The sequence below is a fragment of the Bradyrhizobium sp. USDA 4472 genome (assembly GCF_054058595.1).
In genome coordinates this window covers 6,780,205-6,796,626 of record NZ_JBSSAM010000001.1, presented here as the reverse complement: position 1 = coordinate 6,796,626, position 16,422 = coordinate 6,780,205, and the positions used below count along the sequence as shown (strand labels likewise).

Annotated in this window: 19 protein-coding genes; 10 read left to right on the top strand and 9 right to left on the bottom strand. The window is 64.0% G+C overall.

Going from position 1 to position 16,422, the window contains the following annotated elements:
- The first annotated feature begins 214 nt into the window (after positions 1-214).
- The 3 genes from guaB (at position 215) to ACVWZ4_RS32095 (ending at position 3,421) form a co-directional block, all read left to right on the top strand.
- Positions 215-1,708: an IMP dehydrogenase gene (gene guaB, locus ACVWZ4_RS32105; protein ID WP_456741935.1), complete on the top strand. Its 1,494-nt coding sequence runs from the start codon at positions 215-217 to the stop codon at positions 1,706-1,708.
- 195 nt (positions 1,709-1,903) lie between these two features.
- Positions 1,904-2,926 carry an NADP-dependent oxidoreductase gene (locus ACVWZ4_RS32100; protein ID WP_456741934.1) on the top strand — a complete coding sequence of 341 codons (1,023 nt, stop codon included), beginning with the start codon at positions 1,904-1,906 and terminating at the stop codon, positions 2,924-2,926.
- A 195-nt stretch (positions 2,927-3,121) separates the two neighbouring features.
- Positions 3,122-3,421: a hypothetical protein gene (locus tag ACVWZ4_RS32095; RefSeq protein ID WP_456741933.1), complete on the top strand. Its 300-nt coding sequence runs from the start codon at positions 3,122-3,124 to the stop codon at positions 3,419-3,421.
- Positions 3,422-3,454: 33 nt separating this feature from the next.
- Here ACVWZ4_RS32095 and ACVWZ4_RS32090 read toward each other — a convergent pair whose 3' ends face one another.
- Positions 3,455-3,826 (bottom strand): VOC family protein, encoded by a 372-nt coding sequence (locus tag ACVWZ4_RS32090; protein ID WP_456703171.1) that lies wholly within the window; start codon positions 3,824-3,826, stop codon positions 3,455-3,457.
- Between the two features lie 324 nt (positions 3,827-4,150).
- Here ACVWZ4_RS32090 and ACVWZ4_RS32085 point away from each other — a divergent pair, with 324 nt between their 5' ends.
- Both ACVWZ4_RS32085 and ACVWZ4_RS32080 read left to right on the top strand, forming a co-directional pair.
- The gene (locus tag ACVWZ4_RS32085; RefSeq protein WP_456703172.1) at positions 4,151-4,573 is read left to right on the top strand and encodes an MAPEG family protein; all 423 of its coding nucleotides are present in this window, start codon (positions 4,151-4,153) and stop codon (positions 4,571-4,573) included.
- A gap of 34 nt (positions 4,574-4,607) precedes the next feature.
- Entirely contained in the window at positions 4,608-5,909 is a 1,302-nt protein-coding gene (locus tag ACVWZ4_RS32080) for an RsmB/NOP family class I SAM-dependent RNA methyltransferase (RefSeq protein WP_456741932.1), read from the top strand.
- 103 nt (positions 5,910-6,012) lie between these two features.
- Here the strand turns inward: ACVWZ4_RS32080 and ACVWZ4_RS32075 are convergent, their stop codons facing one another.
- The 3 genes from ACVWZ4_RS32075 to ACVWZ4_RS32065 all read right to left on the bottom strand — a co-directional run bounded on the left by ACVWZ4_RS32075 (position 6,013) and on the right by ACVWZ4_RS32065 (position 7,264).
- A complete protein-coding gene (locus tag ACVWZ4_RS32075; RefSeq protein WP_027532363.1) occupies positions 6,013-6,222 on the bottom strand; it encodes a cold-shock protein in 210 nt (69 codons plus the stop codon).
- 254 nt (positions 6,223-6,476) lie between these two features.
- Positions 6,477-6,809, bottom strand: coding sequence for a DHCW motif cupin fold protein (locus ACVWZ4_RS32070; protein ID WP_092236368.1), 333 nt, complete (start codon positions 6,807-6,809; stop codon positions 6,477-6,479).
- A gap of 83 nt (positions 6,810-6,892) precedes the next feature.
- Entirely contained in the window at positions 6,893-7,264 is a 372-nt protein-coding gene (locus ACVWZ4_RS32065; RefSeq protein WP_456734892.1) for a nuclear transport factor 2 family protein, read from the bottom strand.
- 145 nt (positions 7,265-7,409) lie between these two features.
- Here ACVWZ4_RS32065 and guaA point away from each other — a divergent pair, with 145 nt between their 5' ends.
- From guaA to ACVWZ4_RS32040, 5 genes are all read left to right on the top strand, one after another.
- Complete coding sequence (guaA, locus tag ACVWZ4_RS32060; RefSeq protein ID WP_456741931.1) at positions 7,410-9,008, top strand: glutamine-hydrolyzing GMP synthase; 1,599 nt, start codon at positions 7,410-7,412, stop codon at positions 9,006-9,008.
- A gap of 435 nt (positions 9,009-9,443) precedes the next feature.
- Positions 9,444-10,076, top strand: coding sequence for a YdeI/OmpD-associated family protein (locus ACVWZ4_RS32055; protein ID WP_456741901.1), 633 nt, complete (start codon positions 9,444-9,446; stop codon positions 10,074-10,076).
- A gap of 95 nt (positions 10,077-10,171) precedes the next feature.
- Positions 10,172-10,474, top strand: a complete 303-nt coding sequence (locus tag ACVWZ4_RS32050) for a hypothetical protein (RefSeq protein ID WP_456741900.1) — start codon at positions 10,172-10,174, stop codon at positions 10,472-10,474.
- Positions 10,471-10,905 (top strand): PIN domain-containing protein, encoded by a 435-nt coding sequence (locus ACVWZ4_RS32045; RefSeq protein ID WP_456741899.1) that lies wholly within the window; start codon positions 10,471-10,473, stop codon positions 10,903-10,905. The genes ACVWZ4_RS32050 and ACVWZ4_RS32045 overlap by 4 nt, the downstream gene beginning before the upstream one ends.
- Before the next feature lie 100 nt (positions 10,906-11,005).
- Entirely contained in the window at positions 11,006-11,884 is an 879-nt protein-coding gene (locus tag ACVWZ4_RS32040) for an AraC family transcriptional regulator (RefSeq protein ID WP_456741898.1), read from the top strand.
- 93 nt (positions 11,885-11,977) lie between these two features.
- Here the strand turns inward: ACVWZ4_RS32040 and ACVWZ4_RS32035 are convergent, their stop codons facing one another.
- From ACVWZ4_RS32035 to glnH, 5 genes are all read right to left on the bottom strand, one after another.
- Positions 11,978-12,895 carry a MurR/RpiR family transcriptional regulator gene (locus ACVWZ4_RS32035; RefSeq protein WP_456741897.1) on the bottom strand — a complete coding sequence of 306 codons (918 nt, stop codon included), beginning with the start codon at positions 12,893-12,895 and terminating at the stop codon, positions 11,978-11,980.
- Positions 12,896-12,909: 14 nt separating this feature from the next.
- Positions 12,910-13,968, bottom strand: coding sequence for a C45 family autoproteolytic acyltransferase/hydolase (locus ACVWZ4_RS32030; RefSeq protein WP_456703181.1), 1,059 nt, complete (start codon positions 13,966-13,968; stop codon positions 12,910-12,912).
- Positions 13,958-14,686: a glutamine ABC transporter ATP-binding protein GlnQ gene (gene glnQ / locus ACVWZ4_RS32025; protein ID WP_456741896.1), complete on the bottom strand. Its 729-nt coding sequence runs from the start codon at positions 14,684-14,686 to the stop codon at positions 13,958-13,960. The genes ACVWZ4_RS32030 and glnQ overlap by 11 nt, the downstream gene beginning before the upstream one ends.
- Positions 14,683-15,339, bottom strand: coding sequence for a glutamine ABC transporter permease GlnP (gene glnP, locus ACVWZ4_RS32020; protein WP_092238458.1), 657 nt, complete (start codon positions 15,337-15,339; stop codon positions 14,683-14,685). The genes glnQ and glnP overlap by 4 nt, the downstream gene beginning before the upstream one ends.
- A 141-nt stretch (positions 15,340-15,480) precedes the next feature.
- Positions 15,481-16,233 carry a glutamine ABC transporter substrate-binding protein GlnH gene (glnH, locus tag ACVWZ4_RS32015; protein WP_456703183.1) on the bottom strand — a complete coding sequence of 251 codons (753 nt, stop codon included), beginning with the start codon at positions 16,231-16,233 and terminating at the stop codon, positions 15,481-15,483.
- Positions 16,234-16,422: the final 189 nt, after the last annotated feature.

Sequence of the window (16,422 nt, the reverse complement as noted above, 5' to 3'; positions counted from 1 at the left end):
ACGGTGCGGGTGGGCTATCTCAGCTGAATTGACGAAAAAAGCCTGTGCATGGCTGGCCGGCGGTCCGATTTGCTTTGATTCGTCGCGCGGCCGTGCTATCGACCCGCGTCAACCCCACCGATGGGCTCCGATTCTCAGGCGATGCCGCAAGGTACGCCGAGGGTGGCGCTCATCCATAATTATTTGCGGCACGACCGCAGGAAGGAGTTGGCATATGGCCACGGTGCAACTTCAAGGCATCCGCGAAGCCTTTACGTTCGACGACGTGCTGCTGAAGCCGGGCCTGTCTGACGTGATGCCGGGCGAGGTCGACATCCGGTCCCGCGTGACCCGCGCGATCCCCCTCAACATTCCGATCATGGCTTCGGCCATGGACACCGTCACCGAGGCCCGCATGGCGATCGCCATGGCGCAGGCCGGTGGCCTCGGCGTCATCCACCGCAATTTCGATCCCGAAGGCCAGGCGGCCCAGGTGCGGCAGGTCAAGCGTTACGAGTCGGGCATGGTGGTGAATCCGCTCACCATCAGCCCCGAGGCCACGCTCGACGACGCGCTCAAGTTGATGAGCGACCACGGCATCTCCGGCATTCCGGTCGTCACCGGCGCCGGCAAGAACACGCCGGGCAAGCTGGTCGGCATCCTGACCAACCGCGATGTGCGCTTTGCCACCGACCGCCGGCAAAAAGTCTCCGAGCTGATGACGCACGAAAACCTCGTCACGGTGCGCGAGAATGTCAGCCAGGACGAAGCCAAGCGGATGCTGCATCATCATCGCATCGAGAAGCTGGTCGTCGTCGATGATCAGTATCGCTGCGTCGGCCTGATCACCGTCAAGGACATCGAGAAGGCAGTCGCGCATCCGCTCGCGTGCAAGGACGCGCAGGGCCGCCTGCGGGTCGCCGCGGCCACCACGGTCGGCGATAGCGGCTTCGAGCGCACCGAGCGCTTGATCGATGCCGGCGTCGATCTCGTCGTCGTCGATACCGCGCACGGCCATTCCCGCCACGTGCTGCATGCGGTCAACCGCATCAAGCGTCTCTCCAACTCGGTTCAGGTCGTCGCCGGCAATGTCGCGACGGACGAAGGCGCTCAGGCACTGATCGACGCGGGTGCGGATTGCATCAAGGTCGGCATCGGTCCGGGCTCGATCTGCACCACGCGCATCGTCGCCGGCGTCGGCGTGCCGCAGCTCACCGCCATCATGGACGCGGTCGAGGCTGCCAGGAAGTCCGACATCCCCGTCATTGCCGACGGCGGCATCAAGTTCTCCGGCGATCTCGCCAAGGCGCTCGCCGCCGGTGCCGACATCGCGATGGTCGGTTCGCTGCTCGCCGGCACCGACGAGACGCCGGGCGAAGTTTTCCTGTGGCAGGGCCGTTCCTACAAGGCCTATCGCGGCATGGGCTCGGTCGGCGCGATGGCGCGCGGATCTGCCGACCGCTACTTCCAGCAGGACATCAAGGACACGCTCAAGCTCGTGCCTGAGGGCATCGAGGGCCAGGTGCCCTACAAGGGTCCGGTCGGCAATGTCATGCACCAGCTCGCCGGCGGCTTGCGCGCCGCCATGGGCTATGTCGGTGCCAAGGACATGAAGGAGCTGCACGACAAGGCGCAGTTCGTCCGCATCACCGGCGCGGGCTTGCGCGAAAGTCACGTCCACGACGTGACCATCACGCGCGAGGCGCCGAACTATCCGGGCGGGGGCTAGCCAAGCCGACGCAAGGTCATGCGATGCGATCGGCGGAACGGAGTGGATCCGGCTCCCCGCATCCGGCCGCTTGCCGTTCATCAACGACCAGATCAGCGCGCTGCTTAAAATTCCAGCGAAGGATGGCGCCAGTCGCCTTGACGCGCCACGCCGGCTCCGCTTCCGTTGACGCCGAAACACAATTCGGAGGAAGCCATGTCCCAAGGCAAACGCATCGTTCTCGCCGCGCGTCCCGTCGGCGAACCAAAGTCATCCGATTTTCGCCTGGAGGAATTCGCACCTCCTTCGCCCGGCGCCGGCGAGGTGCTGCTGCGCACGATCTGGTTGTCGCTCGATCCCTATATGCGCGGGCGCATGAGCGAGGGGCCGTCCTACGCCGCGCCGGTGGCAATCGGCGGCGTCATGGAGGGCGAGGTGGTGAGCGAGGTGGCGGCCTCCAACAATCCTGACTTTGCCAAGGGCGACATCGTTCGTGCACGGAGCGGCTGGCAGACGCACGCAATCTCGAACGGCAAGGGTCTCATCAAGGTCGATCCCAAGCTCGGTCCGGTCTCGACCTCGATCGGCGTGCTCGGCATGCCCGGCATGACCGCCTACACGGGCCTGCTCGACATCGGCAAGCCGCAGGAAGGCGAGACCGTCGTCGTCGCCGGTGCTTCCGGCGCGGTCGGCTCGGCGGTCGGGCAGATTGCGAAGATCAAGGGGGCGCGTGCCGTCGGCATTGCCGGTGGCAAGGACAAGTGCGACTACGTGGTGAAGGAGCTCGGCTTTGATGCCTGCATCGATCATCGCGATCCCGATCTCGCCGCGAAGCTCAAGGACGCCTGCCCCGGGGGGATCGACGTTTATTTCGAGAATGTCGGCGGCGCCGTGTTCGAGGCTGTCTTCCCGCAGCTCAATGCGTTCGCGCGCGTGCCGGTCTGCGGCTTGATCGCACACTACAACGACACCGAAGCGAAGCCGCCGAAATGGGCGGGCGCGATGATGCGCAACATCCTCACCAAGCGGCTGACCTTCCGCGGCTTCATCGTCTCGGATTTCGCCTCGCGCCACGGCGATTTCCTGCGCGACATGTCGGGCTGGGTCCGCGACGGCAAGGTGAAGTACAAGGAGTTCGTCACCGAGGGCCTGGAGAGCGCCCCTGGCGCCTTCATCGGGCTCCTGAAGGGCGCCAATTTCGGCAAGCAGCTGGTCCGGGTCGGGCCGGACAAGGCTTGAACTTTCAAATCCTGGGACGTCTCGTGGCGGCTTGGAGCGTCGTACGATTGCTCCAGCGCCACACCCCGGCCCTCAATGGTTAACAAAGAGTGACCAATCGGCCACACCTGTCCGCAAATGGCGCAGCGTGTGACCGGCGGTTCATTGACGTCAGGGCGAAGGCATTGAATCATCGCGCATATTTAGGGTGTTGCGATGCTAGAGATCGGTATTTTCTGCGTAATCCTGCTGGCTGCCGCCTATTGGGCGGCCATGTACGTCATGGGCCGCCATGACGACGTCATCCACGGCAAGTTCGTGCACAGCGAGGACGAAGGCACGTCCGTGCAGCCTCGGATGCCGACACCTCCACCGCGCTTCCCGAAACGCCCGGTCAGGGCCGTCGAGCCCGCCAACATCGAGCCTGGCAATGATGTGGCGGGCAGGCCCGTGACCAGCGAAGCGTTGCAGTCGTTGCTCGCTGCGATTCAGCAGGACCTCAAGAACGTCGCCTGAGCGGCGCGCTCAGAGGCTGCCGGTGCCGGCGGCTCATGCGGCCTCCGGCGCGAATACGCGCAAGCGATGACCATCCGGATCGAGCGCGACGAAGGTCGTGCCGAAGTCCATTCGGGTGGGCGGCTGGGCGATGGCAAGTCCGCGCGTTTTCCAGGCGGTGTGCGTTTCCTCCACGGCGGCCGCGTCGGCGACCGTGAACGCCACCTCGCTGCAGCCAGGCTGCCCTGCGGTCTTCGGTTCGACGCTGGCGCGCGACCACAATCCGAGCATCACCCCATCGCGCAGGGGCAGCATGGCGAATGTCGGCGACTGCTCGATGATGGGGATGTCCAGCAACTCGCTATAGAACTTGGCGCTTGCACCCGGGCTTCCGACATGGAGCAACAGGAAGCTGAAGTCTGGCATGTGAGGTCTCCTTGTTCAGCGCTCTCTGACGTGAGCGCGATGCAGAAACCCATAGCGCGGCATGCTGTCAGTTTATGTCAGCAGCGTCGACCTCACTGTTCCGGCACGGCCTTCAGCGCCACCGCGCCGCACCAGCGCGCCCGCAGGCGAGGTCGCTGACGCGTTGGATCTGGGTGTCGCCGGGGGCTCCCCGGGAGCCGAAATCGCTTGAGCGACCGGCAGTTGGTCGCGTGATCGGGAACGCCGGTTCAACTGGTCGATTGTCATGACCAGCACTGACGGCTAATGGACGCAGGCGGCGGCTTCCGCCCGATGGGAAAATCGATGTCCGTTCAAATGGTTTTGCTGCCGGTCTTCGCTCAGATCGGGCTCACCTTCGCGCTCCTGGTCGGCATGGTGTTCGGGCGGCGCAATGCGCTGGTCTCGGGCGAGACCAAGATCCGCGACATTGCACTGGGAGAGCCGAACTGGCCGAAGGGCGCCACGCAAATCGCCAATTGCTACCGCAACCAGTTCGAGCTGCCGGTGCTGTTCTACGCCCTGATCGCGCTGGCGCTGCCTTTACGCCATGCCGATCTCTTCATCGTGCTGATGTCGTGGGTGTTCGTGGTGACGCGCTTTGCCCATGCGGGCGTGTTCGTCACCTCGAACAATTTCGGCCACCGCTCCTCGGTCTGGCTTGCCAGCGTGCTGGTGCTGCTGGCGATGTGGATTTACTTTGCACTGAAAATTCTGTTGCTGATCTGACGCTTACAAGTTGGATCTGATCTGAAAGATTCAAATGACTCCCGCTGCCCGGCTGTCCGCAGCCATCGAACTGATCGACACCATCGAGAAGGACCGCGTGCCTGCGGCCAAGGCGATGAAGGAGTGGGGCACCGCGCACCGCTTTGCCGGCTCCGGCGACCGCGCGGCCATTGCCGGCCTGGTCTGGGACGTGCTGCGACGTTACGCCTCGAGCGCGTTCCTGATGGACGCCGACACGGCCCGCGCACGGCTCATCGGCATGCTCCGCCTGGAGCGGAACATGGACACCGCGACCATGTCCGCGCTGTGCGACGGCAGCCGGTTTGCGCCCGAGCCGTTGACCGAGGCCGAGCAGGCCGCGCTCAGCCGGCGCTCGCTGAAAGATGCGCCGGCCGCGATTGCCGGCGACTATCCGGAATGGCTCGATTCGCATCTCGCCAAGGTGTTCGGGGAGGACCGCGTCGCGGAAGCCGCGGCGATGGCGAGCCGGGCGCCGCTGGATTTGCGCGTCAACACGCTAAAATCGAGCCGTGACAAGGTGCTAAAGGCGCTTGCTCATCTTCATGCGAAACCGACGCCATGGTCGCCAAATGGCCTGCGCATCGAGCTTTCGGCCGATGCGCGCAATCCGGGCATCCAGGCCGAGGAGGATTTCATCAAGGGCGGCGTTGAGGTGCAGGATGAAGGATCGCAGCTTGCGGCCCTGTTCACCGCGGCAAAGCCCGGCGAGCAGGTGATCGATCTCTGCGCCGGCGCCGGCGGCAAGACGCTGGCGTTGGCCGCGATGATGCAGGGCAAGGGCCGGCTGATCGCGACCGACAGCGACAAGCGCCAGCTCGCCCCCATTCACGAACGCCTGTCGCGTGCCGGCGTCCACAACGCCGACGTCCGCACACCCAAGGGCGACGCTGACCCGCTTGTCGATATCAGCGCCACGGCCGACCTCGTCGTCATCGATGCGCCATGCACGGGAACCGGGACCTGGCGCCGCAACCCCGACGCCAAATGGCGCATGCGCCCGGGTGCGCTGGAGATTCGTCTGAAGGATCAGGCCGAGGTGCTGGAGCGCGCGGTTCCGCTGGTGAAGGCGGGCGGCCGCATCGCCTACATCACCTGCTCGGTATTGTCCGAGGAGAACGGTGAGCAGGTGAGGGCCTTCGTCGCCAAGCATCCCGGGTTCACGGTGGTGCCGCCGGAGCAGACTGCAAGCGTGCTCTGGGACAAGGCCGAGGCGTTTGCCGAAGCCGCACTCCGATCAGCCGAAGGCTGGCTGATGACGCCCCGCCGTACCGGCACGGACGGGTTCTTCGTCTCGGTGCTGAAGAAGGCGGGCTGATTGCCAAACAAAAACCCCGCGAACCGGGTCCCGGTCGCGGGGCTTCTGAACTCGACGATTCTGACCGGTACGTCCGCGATCAGATCGCGAATGTCGCGGTCAACTAGCCGGCGCGGAGGTTGTCGGCCGAGGACTTGCCGCTGCGGCGATCCGCAACGATGTCGAAGGAGACCTTCTGGCCCTCGTTGAGGGTCGACAGACCGGCGCGCTCGACGGCGCTGATGTGAACGAAGACGTCCTTTGCGCCGTCATCCGGCTGGATGAAGCCAAAGCCCTTTTGGTTGTTGAACCACTTCACGGTGCCCATTGCCATAGTCATTTCCTTTCAATTGACGATGCACTCAGGGGGACAAATGCGCATCACTGCGCCCATCGTCCCGGTTGGTCGATTTTGGAGAAATACCTGAAACGTGCTCGTCCATTGAAATAAGACGGAGCGGCCCAGTCGTTCGGCCAAGGATCGATGCTCACAATCTAGCGATTTTTTGGGGCGACTTCAAGGCGGCACGCGCTGGTGGCGAGCCAGCCAAGCTTTGCTATTTTGCGCTGCACACCCGCCTGGTTCCGTCAATCCACGATGAAAAGCGTCGCGCCGACGGATGTCGACGAGCGATGCGCGGCATCACCGAAATCCGAGACCTGGTAGCTCATCCCGGGCGTCAGCTTGAATTTGCGCCCGTCGCGCAGCTCGCTGTCGAGCTCACCCGCGAGCACGTAGAGGACGTGGCCACGGTCGCACCAGTGATCGGCGAGATAGCCCGGCGAATACTCGACCATCCGCACCCTGAGATCGCCGATATCAACGGTCCGCCATTTGGCTTCGCCGGTCTCGCCGGGATGCGTGGTGACCTCGACCTTGCTCCAGTCGGTGACGGTGAAGGGCGAGGTGGGGAGCTTCATGGGGGTAGGTCCTGTTTCAGTGCCGGCGATGCCCGTGTAACGCACGCGCGCGCCGCAGTCTCCGTCATTGCTGAGAGCACGTGTCAATGCGGCAAATGATTAGCCGATCCCTGCACGATCAGCCCCGCATCATTCACCCGCAGATACTCGCAGATCTTCTTCCCGCGCTCGTTCTCGTAAAACACCACCAGGCTGTCCGGGCTGACATACACGTCGACCAGGGTGAAGTGCAGGTTCGGGATCAACCCCAGCGCCTTGCTCCAATAGGCCCGCAAGCTCTCCTTGCCGCGGACGGTGCCGCTGGCATCGAATCCCAACCCCGGGATGCGATCCGAGGTCATCACGATCGCGTCGTCATAGAGCGTCAGCACGCGCTCGAGATCGCGCGCATTCCAGGCCTCGACCCAGGTCCGGCCGAGCGCGGCAAGTGTTGATGGCGGATGGAGCTTCGACATGGCGTTCTCCCTGATGGGCCCCGGTTCAGTGGGGCAGTTAGGTCAATAATACTTACCTATATCAATCTGTCCATCCCCAAAGAAGCATGTGGGCGCGCGCTGACGCGCGGTTGCGAGCCAAGGGCTCATCGCGTATTGGCTTGCCATGACAGCAGCACAGAACGACCGCTCCGCGTCGACGCCTTCGGTGGCCTCGGCGCACGACAAGATTCTCATCGTCGACTTCGGCAGCCAGGTGACGCAGCTGATTGCGCGTCGCGTGCGCGAGGACGGCGTCTATTGCGAGATCGTCCCGTTCAACAAGGCCGAAGCCGCCTTCAACGAGATGAAGCCGAAAGCGGTGATACTCTCCGGCGGCCCTGAATCGGTGCATGAGGCCGGCTCGCCCCGCGCCCCGCAGGCGATCTTCGAGTCCGGCGTGCCCGTGATGGGCATCTGCTACGGCCAGATGACCATGGCGGCCCAGTTGGGCGGCACCGTCGAGGGCGGCCATCACCGCGAATTCGGCCGCGCCGATGTCGAGGTGAAGGCCGAGAGCAAGCTGTTCGAGGGCGTCTGGTCGTCGGGCAGCAAGAACCAGGTCTGGATGAGCCATGGCGACCGCATCACCAGGATGCCGCCGGGCTTCTCGGTGGCCGGCACCTCGCCGAACGCGCCGTTCGCGATCATCCAGGACGAGGCGCGCAGATATTACGGCCTGATGTTCCACCCCGAAGTGGTGCACACGCCCGACGGCGCCAAGCTGATCCGCAACTTCGTCCGCAAGATCGCAGGCCTCTCCGGCGACTGGACCATGCGCGCCTTCCGCGAGGAGGAGATCGCGAAAATCCGCCAGCAGGTCGGCAAGGGCAAGGTGATCTGCGGGCTCTCCGGCGGCGTCGATTCCGCCGTCGCGGCCGTGCTGATCCACGAGGCCATCGGCGACCAGCTCACCTGCGTGTTCGTCGATCACGGCCTGCTGCGTCTCGACGAGGCCAAGACCGTCGTCGACCTGTTCCGCCACCACTACAACATCCCGCTGGTGCACGTGGATGCCTCGAAACGGTTTTTGGGCGAGCTCGAAGGCGTCACCGACCCCGAAACCAAGCGCAAGACCATCGGCCGCCTCTTCATCGAGGTGTTCGAGCAGGAGGCCAAGAAGATCGGCGGCGCCGACTTCCTCGCGCAAGGCACGCTCTACCCTGACGTGATCGAGAGCGTCTCCTTCACCGGCGGTCCCTCCGTGACGATCAAGTCGCACCACAACGTCGGCGGCCTGCCTGAACGCATGAACATGAAGCTCGTCGAGCCCCTGCGCGAGCTGTTCAAGGACGAGGTGCGCAAGCTCGGCCGCGAACTCGGCCTGCCCGAAATCTTCGTCGGTCGCCACCCGTTCCCGGGCCCCGGCCTTGCGATCCGCTGCCCCGGCGACATCACGAAAGACAAGCTCGACATCCTGCGCAAGGCCGATGCCGTCTACATCGACCAGATCAGGAAGCACGGCCTCTACGACGACATCTGGCAGGCCTTCGCGGTGCTGCTCCCCGTCAAGACCGTCGGCGTGATGGGCGACGGCCGCACCTACGACTACGTCGTGGGCTTGCGCGCCGTCACCTCAACCGACGGCATGACCGCCGACTTCTACCAGTTCGACATGAAGTTTCTGGGCGAGACGGCGACGCGCATCATCAACGAGGTGAAGGGGGTGAACCGGGTGGTGTACGACGTGACGAGCAAGCCGCCCGGGACGATTGAGTGGGAGTAGGGGGCTTGCCTATTGCCCTGAGCCGCAGGGCGTAGGATGGGTAGAGCGTAGCGAAACCCATCGTGCTTGCAAAGACGGGATTGATGGGTATCGCTGCGCTCCACCCATCCTACGTGCTGGCGCTTGCCTTGAGCGTCGATGCCGAGTCTGGACGACACATCGCGATTTTGCCGGTACGGGTGTCGCGTCGTGGTCGACGCCGAACCTCATGCGTGCATGTGCGGCGGCCAACTAGCTAATTCTCCGCCAGCGCGTAGGATGGGTAGAGCGTAGCGAAACCCATCGTGTCTGCAAAGACGGGATTGATGGGTATCGCTGCGCTCCACCCATCCTACGAGCTATGCTTCGCATCCTCTCGCGGGCAACGCGGCCAACGATCCCGTGACGCTGCCGGCGTATATGGCGCTGGCGAAGGCGTTGATGGTGGCATGAACGATGATACGCGCCGAAAAATTGGAACCGATCCTGCATTTTCGAAGTGCGGCGAAGCTCGAAGCGTATATGTCCGCCGAGCCTCGAACGTCTCCAGGTTGCTGGCTCAAATTGTCCAGGGCCGGGGCGGCCAGGACGACCATCACCAAACAGGATGCGATAGAGACCGCGCTCTGCTGCGGCTGGATCGACGGTCAACTGGCGCCGTTTGATGCCGAGTATTTCCTGGTCCGAATGACGCCCCGTCGGCGAGGCAGTCGTTGGTCCCAAAAGAATCGCGATGCGGCCGACCGGTTGCTGGCACAAGGCCGGATCCGGCCGGCCGGGCTTGCGGAGATCGAGGCCGCAAAAGCCGATGGGCGCTGGGCCGGCGCCTACGCCTCGCAGGGAAAGGCCGAAGTGCCGGCAGATCTGGCCGCGGCGCTCAAGCGCAACAAGCCGGCTGCAGCGTTCTTCGAAGAACTGGATCGCGCGAACCGCTACTCCATCATCTACCGGGTGAATGACGCAAAGCGTCCGGAAACACGGGCGGAGCGGATCACGAAATTCGTCGCCATGCTGGCCCGTGGCGAAACTCTTCACCCCCGAAAAGCCGGCGCGTCGGCGGTGACAGCCAAGAAGGGAAAGCGCGGATAGAGCAGGCGGGTTGGCCTGTCGGGGCAATTGTGCGTTGTTGTGTAACCGCGTCCTACGTACTTGCGGGGGATTACATATGGGTGTATGTAACGGCTATGAGCCACATCAGCATCCGCGATTTGCAGAAGATCTCCGGCGAGGCGATCGGCGCGTTGCCCGGTCCTACGCCGGTCAAGTCGGGAGAGCGGACAGTCGGCCTTCTCATCCCGCTCAAGGCGACCGATCCGGATCGGCTCGCTGCGGTGTTGACGCGTGCCGAGAGGCTGGCGAAGCGACGCGATCCCGCCGCGGACGACGCGGCGCTCGCCGAGTTCGGCGAGGTCGATCCGGTCGATTGGTCCGTCTCGGCCGTGAAGGCTTTGAAGGCCGAGGCTTTGACGGCCAAGTCGAAAGCATGAGGCGCCCGTCGTCCACGATTGTCATCGACCCAGCCATTCTCATTGCCGCCGTGCGGGGCCGAAGCTCCGGCGCGCTGTTGGCCGCCGCTGCTGGCGCGATCCTCGTGACGACGGACCGCGTGGTCCAGGAAGCGCGACGCCGTATCACGTTGGGATTGCAGCGACCGGAGCTGATCGAGGTGCTCGATGCACTCGTGGAGGCGCTGACGATCGTTCCCGTAGCTGCATTGGAATCCATGCTCGCCCGGTGCGAAGCGACGCTCCGAGACGCCGTGCCGAGCCGCAACGGGTCCGAGCGCGACGCGCATGTGCTGGCGCTCGCCTGGAGCGTCGACGCGGACGTTTGGACGACTGACCGCGACTTCGCCGGTACGGGCGTTGCGACCTGGTCGACGCCGAACCTCATGCGGGCGCTTGCGGAGACCGAGTAGCCAATTCGCCTACTGGCGGCCCTCGTATTCCAAACCGCAAGATCGGTCGAGCACGCCATAGCCATGATCGCCTAACTCAGGCCGCCACGGAGGAGGGACGATGACGGCGGCACTGCAAAACTATCGGGCCCGGATGCGGCGGGTGCTGGATCATATCGACCGGCATCTCGACGCTGATCTGGACCTGGAGAGCCTGAGCGGCGTTGCGGCCTTCTCGAAATTCCATTTCCACCGGCAGTTCATGGCGACCTTCGGGGTGTCGGTGCATCGTTATGTCCAACTCGCCCGCATGCAGCGCGCGTCCTACCAGCTGGCCTATGACGGGGCGCTTGGCGTGACCGAGATCGCGATGGATGCCGGTTACGACGCGCCCGATGCCTTCGCCCGCGCCTTTCGGCAACGGTTCGGGCAATCGCCGTCGTCGTTCCGGAAATCGCCGGATTGGGACTCGTGGCTTGCGGCCTTCGGGCCTCTCGAAGATGCAAGGAGCAAGCTGATGAGAAGTTTTGACAGTAGCGACGTGACGATCCGCGATGTGCCGGCGACCAGGGTCGCAATCATGGAGCATCGAGGCAACCCCGCGACGCTGGGCGCCAGCGTCCAGCGCTTCATCGCCTGGCGCAAGGCTGCCGGTCTGCACCCCAGCACAAATCCAACCTTCACGATCTGGCGCTCGGAGCGACGGCCTGCGCAGCCGGCCGATTACAGCGTCGACCTCTGCGTCGGCACTGACCAGCCGATCGCCACTGAAGGCGAAGACATCAAGGCCGGCGAGATCCCCGGCGGACGCTGTGCCGTGCTGCGCGTCGTCGGCCACACCGACAATCTCGAGCCTGCCGCACTCTACCTCTACCGCGATTGGCTTCCGGCCAGCGGCGAGGAGGTGCGCGACTTCCCGATCTACTGCCAGCGGCTGAGCTTCTTTCCTGACGTGCCGGCGCATGAGACGGTCGCGGAGCTGTTTTTGCCGCTGAAATAGTCAGGACGATCGAACGGATGGTCATGATCTCTGGTGTTCGATGGTGGCGATTCCAATGCAGCGCAGCGCCGGGTGTAGCGGACCGCTCTGCGGTCAGCCAACCTCGATGTTCATCTCCGCGATCAGCCGCTCGCGACCCGCCAGGGAGTTTAGCGCCTTGTCACCCAATTCCCTGGCGACAAGGTTGAGCAGGGCCTCGCAGAAGACGACATAGGCGCCCATGCTGTTCGAATAGAAGCTGCTCGCGTGGGGGATGAAAAAAGCATGCGCGGCAGGAGGAACCAGTGGTGACGACCTCGAATCCGTAATCGCGATGACCGTCTGGCCGTTCAAGGCTGCGACCCGGGCCACCTCCGCGACGCTGCGCGTATAGGGCGCGCAACTGGCGACGATGACGACGTCATCAGGGTCGAGCTGTGACAATGCCTCGGCGACGCCGAGACGCGGCGCGTCCAGAAGCGCGACGTCCGAGCGCACCATTCCCAGGCAATAGGTGAGAAAGCTCGCCAGCGAATGGAATTGGCGAACGCCATGGACGCGAACGCGATGGGCGGTCGCCAAGAGCCTGGTGGCGCCTTGCAGAGCGGCTCTGTCTAGTTGTCGGAGGAAGCCGTCAACGTTCGCTGCGGTTTCCCGGGCAAGCTGCGTGAACGCCTCGACTTCGGTCGTGCCGGCGGACGGCGCGGCCATGAGTCGGCCGGCCTGGCGGCTATAGAAATACTGCTGGTCGTCAGCGATGGCCTTGCGGAAGACCGCCTGGAAATCGCTGAAACCTTCGAAGCCGAGACGTTTCGCCAGTCTGGTCAACGTCGACGGGTTGATGCCGAACTGCTCGGCAAGCTCCGAGATCGAGCGAACCGCCGACTGTTCCGGTGCTTCCACCAGTTTTGCGAACACATCATGCGCTTTGGCGCCGAGCGAAAAGCCTGCTTCGTCGCGGCCAACCGAGAGCGCGAGTGCCCTGAGATCCTCGATGGTGCGCGGCGGCTCCGCGACGGCTTCCTCTGGCATCGCCCTGATCCTGTTCACGCAGCGAAGGGCACCAGCCCGTCCCGCAAATCGAAGCGAACCGCTTCGTGCGCTCCATCGTAGACAGACCATTCGACCGTGTCAGCCCCGACCCGGAAGAGGGCGCTTGCGAGCGTGTTCTCGGCGTCGCTGTCGGCCGGGTCGGCGCGGTAGATCGGCAATTCTGGGTCGGCTGCGTCCCACAAAATGTCGAGCGCCCGCCCCTGCGGCTCCGACCGGCACGTTTGACCAAGCAGCATCTCGCCGCGCCGTTGTCGCACGCCGGACGAGCCGGTGACGATTTGCGACACGCGCCCGGTGTCGGCATGGATCAGATGATTCGAATGGACGCGCGGCGCCTCGACCCGATCGACCGACAGGGCGCGCGCGGTGAACTCGACACTGAGAAGGCGCTCGTCCCCGGCCTGTGCCAAAGTCAGGTGAAAGGCTCCGGCGCGGGGCGCCGACTTGAGCACGGTGAGCGCGCCATCGAGATCCGGCGCGTCGAGTATCGCGCGGGCGAGCACCATGCGCGGCGTGCCGGCGCCGCCCGTGAGCGGCCTGATGTTGTTGACGGTCTGGACCAGCCGCTTCGATGTCGCCGCAAAGGTATGTCCCGGCAGCGAGCCCGGGTACACGAAGGCCGTGAACGGCGTGCCGCCTTCGGATGCAACATGGGCAAGGGCGCAGTGGCCGGCGAAGTCGGGGTCGCCGTCCTCGTTGTGGCCGATGACATGCGGAGAGCCCGGCAACTGCACGGTCGTGCAACCATCCGGCGCCATCGCCCAGATATCGCCGCGGCAGTTCCACAGGAAGACGTCGTCGAAGGGCAGTGCCAGCCCGACGGCGAGGCCCTGCAACTCGGCCCAGTATCTTGGAAAACGCTCTCGAACGATCGCAGCCATCCCGGCGATGGAGGGATCTCCGCGGCGCGTCGTGAGTTCGCGCCACGCAGCGGATGTTCGGAAGTGGTCCTGCAGGGCCGCCCGGCCGAAGCGCCCAAGGGCCGCTCCGACATCGTGTGGTGAACCGGTGACGTCTATGAATGAAAGCCGGCGGCCGGCGTTAGGCGACATGTTGCAGGAACTCTCTCAGGCGAAGATTTTGAGGATTTGCCAGCAACTCCCGTGGCTCACCGTCGACTGCGATCTTGCCGCCCTCCATGAAGATCAGCCTGGTGCCGACCTTACGCGCAAAGGCCATCTCGTGGGTGACCACGATCATGGTCATGCCTTCCTCTGCCAGCGCCTGCATGACGCGCAGCACTTCGTGCCTCAGTTCCGGATCGAGTGCGGACGTCGGCTCGTCGAACAGCATCAGCTTCGGCTTGACGGCAAGCGCGCGGGCGATCGCGACGCGTTGCTGCTGGCCACCGGAAAGTTCGCTCGGATAATGGTGAGCGCGTTCGGCGAGGCCGACCTTGGCGAGCATGTCGAGCGCCTGCTGTCGCGCATCCTGGCGCGACTCGCCGCGCACGCGGCGCGGGCCAAAGGCGACGTTATCGAGTGCCGTCATTTGCGGAAACAGGTTGAATTGCTGGAAAACCATGCCGGCTTCCTGGCGGATCATGCGGACCTTGCGGCCGCCATCCTTGACACTGATACCGTCGACCACGAGATCGCCGCCGTTGATCTCCTCCAGCGCATTGATGCAGCGGAGCAATGTCGATTTGCCCGAGCCGGAGGGACCGATCAGCACCACCTTCTCGCCTTGCTCGATCGAGAGGTCGACCTGGTCGAGGATCGTAACCTGGCCGAACCGCTTCGTGACCTTCTTGAACTCCACGATGCTCACAGGATGCGCATCCTTTTTTCGGTCATCCTGAGGATAAGCGTGAGCGCGCCCGTCATGACCAGGTAGAACATCGCCACGGCAGACCAGATTTCGACGGCGCGAAAGTTGGCCGCCATGATTTCCTGGCCTTGCCGCGTGAGTTCCCCGACACCGATGACGATGAAGAGCGACGTATCCTTAAGGCTGACGATGAACTGGTTGCCGAGCGCCGGAATCATGCGGCGGAAGGCGAGCGGGCCGATGATGTAGAGCAGCACCTTCCAGAGCGGCAGGCCGAGTGCGAGACCCGCTTCCCGCAATCCTTTATGGACGGAGAGAAACGAGCCGCGCACGATCTCGGCGATATAGGCTCCGGCGTTGACGATGATGGCCATGATCGCCGCCGCGAGCGGGTAGATGCGGACATTCGCGAGGATCGGCAACGCGAAATAGATGAACATCACCTGCACGATGATCGGCGTGCCGCGGATGATCTCGACATAGGCGAAGGCAATGGCGTTGAGGACGGCATTGCCGTAGGCGCGCGCCAGGCCGGCGGCGAAGCCGATCAGCAGACCGCCGGCGAGGCCCGCCAGCGCGATCAGCACGGTGAGGCGGGCGCCTTTCAAGAGCTCTGGCAGGGCCTGCCAGATAACCGACCACTCGAAATCCATGAGAGCTTTCCTTCAGGGAAGGCGTGCCGACCAAAGCATGATCCGGACCCGGAGGGCCGCGTTAGCGCAAAGTGCGAAGCGATTTTCCGAAAAGATCATGCTCGAGCAACAACCCCGGTTGCGCGCGCCGCGAAGCCCGGATCAGCTCTTCGGCGGCTCGGCGCCGAACCATTTTTTGTAGATGGCCGTGTAGGTGCCGTCGCCCTTCAGCTTGGCCAGCGAGGCGTTGACCTTGGCGACGAGCTCGCTGCCCTTCGGGAAAGCGATGCCATATTGCTGGGCCATCATCTGGGGACCTACGGTCTTCACTTTCCCTTGGCCGTTGGTCTTGATGTAGTAGAGGACGTTGGGCGTGTCGTGCATTGCAGCGTCCGCGCGTCCCGTCGCAACCTCGAGGTAGGCGTTGTCGCTGTTGGGGAAGAGGCGCAGCTCCGTCGCCTTGAAGTGCTCCTTGGCGTAGTCGGTTGCCGACGTGCCGGTCTTCACGGCAAGCGTCTTGCCGGGAAGATCTTCCGGACCCTTGATGGCGCTGTTGGCCGGCACCATCAGCAGGAACCCGCTGTCGTAATAGCCGTCGGAAAAGTCGATGACCTTCTTGCGCTCGTCCTTGATGGTAATGCCGGCCAGCCCAACATCGACCTGCTTGGTCTGGAGCGCCGGGATGATGCCGTTGAAGTCCATCGGCTGCAGCGTATAGGTCACCCCGATATCCTTGGCGACGGCGGCCCACAGGTCGATGTCGAAGCCGACATATTTGTCTCCCTCCTTGAACTCGAATGGAACGAAGGCGGTGTCTGTCGCGACGATCAGGTCGCCGGCACGAGCAGGTTGGCCGAGGGAGAAGGTTGCCGCGACGGCTGCGGCGGCGGTCAGGCTGGCAAGCGCGAACTTCATTCGGGATCCCCTCTTTTCCGGGAGTGCCACGGAACGCCCACAGCATGCCACAGGCTACGCAAAACAAAAGTGCATATTTTTGTGCAATGCATCGCATATTTGCACGAAATATCGGCGGCCGATTCGTGCTGGTATCGCGAGGGTGGACGAAGTGCAGAGCAGCGAACTGCTCAGGTCCTTCAAAACAGT

Bases quoted from the DNA above. Each gene is read 5' to 3' on its own strand.
- guaB (WP_456741935.1), top strand. From the start codon at position 215: ATGGCCACGGTGCAACTTCAAGGCATCCGCGAAGCCTTTACGTTCGAC.
- ACVWZ4_RS32100 (WP_456741934.1), top strand. From the start codon at position 1,904: ATGTCCCAAGGCAAACGCATCGTTCTCGCCGCGCGTCCCGTCGGCGAA.
- ACVWZ4_RS32095 (WP_456741933.1), top strand. From the start codon at position 3,122: ATGCTAGAGATCGGTATTTTCTGCGTAATCCTGCTGGCTGCCGCCTAT.
- ACVWZ4_RS32090 (WP_456703171.1), bottom strand. From the start codon at position 3,826: ATGCCAGACTTCAGCTTCCTGTTGCTCCATGTCGGAAGCCCGGGTGCA.
- ACVWZ4_RS32085 (WP_456703172.1), top strand. From the start codon at position 4,151: ATGTCCGTTCAAATGGTTTTGCTGCCGGTCTTCGCTCAGATCGGGCTC.
- ACVWZ4_RS32080 (WP_456741932.1), top strand. From the start codon at position 4,608: ATGACTCCCGCTGCCCGGCTGTCCGCAGCCATCGAACTGATCGACACC.
- ACVWZ4_RS32075 (WP_027532363.1), bottom strand. From the start codon at position 6,222: ATGGCAATGGGCACCGTGAAGTGGTTCAACAACCAAAAGGGCTTTGGC.
- ACVWZ4_RS32070 (WP_092236368.1), bottom strand. From the start codon at position 6,809: ATGAAGCTCCCCACCTCGCCCTTCACCGTCACCGACTGGAGCAAGGTC.
- ACVWZ4_RS32065 (WP_456734892.1), bottom strand. From the start codon at position 7,264: ATGTCGAAGCTCCATCCGCCATCAACACTTGCCGCGCTCGGCCGGACC.
- guaA (WP_456741931.1), top strand. From the start codon at position 7,410: ATGACAGCAGCACAGAACGACCGCTCCGCGTCGACGCCTTCGGTGGCC.
- ACVWZ4_RS32055 (WP_456741901.1), top strand. From the start codon at position 9,444: ATGATACGCGCCGAAAAATTGGAACCGATCCTGCATTTTCGAAGTGCG.
- ACVWZ4_RS32050 (WP_456741900.1), top strand. From the start codon at position 10,172: ATGAGCCACATCAGCATCCGCGATTTGCAGAAGATCTCCGGCGAGGCG.
- ACVWZ4_RS32045 (WP_456741899.1), top strand. From the start codon at position 10,471: ATGAGGCGCCCGTCGTCCACGATTGTCATCGACCCAGCCATTCTCATT.
- ACVWZ4_RS32040 (WP_456741898.1), top strand. From the start codon at position 11,006: ATGACGGCGGCACTGCAAAACTATCGGGCCCGGATGCGGCGGGTGCTG.
- ACVWZ4_RS32035 (WP_456741897.1), bottom strand. From the start codon at position 12,895: ATGCCAGAGGAAGCCGTCGCGGAGCCGCCGCGCACCATCGAGGATCTC.
- ACVWZ4_RS32030 (WP_456703181.1), bottom strand. From the start codon at position 13,968: ATGTCGCCTAACGCCGGCCGCCGGCTTTCATTCATAGACGTCACCGGT.
- glnP (WP_092238458.1), bottom strand. From the start codon at position 15,339: ATGGATTTCGAGTGGTCGGTTATCTGGCAGGCCCTGCCAGAGCTCTTG.
- glnH (WP_456703183.1), bottom strand. From the start codon at position 16,233: ATGAAGTTCGCGCTTGCCAGCCTGACCGCCGCCGCAGCCGTCGCGGCA.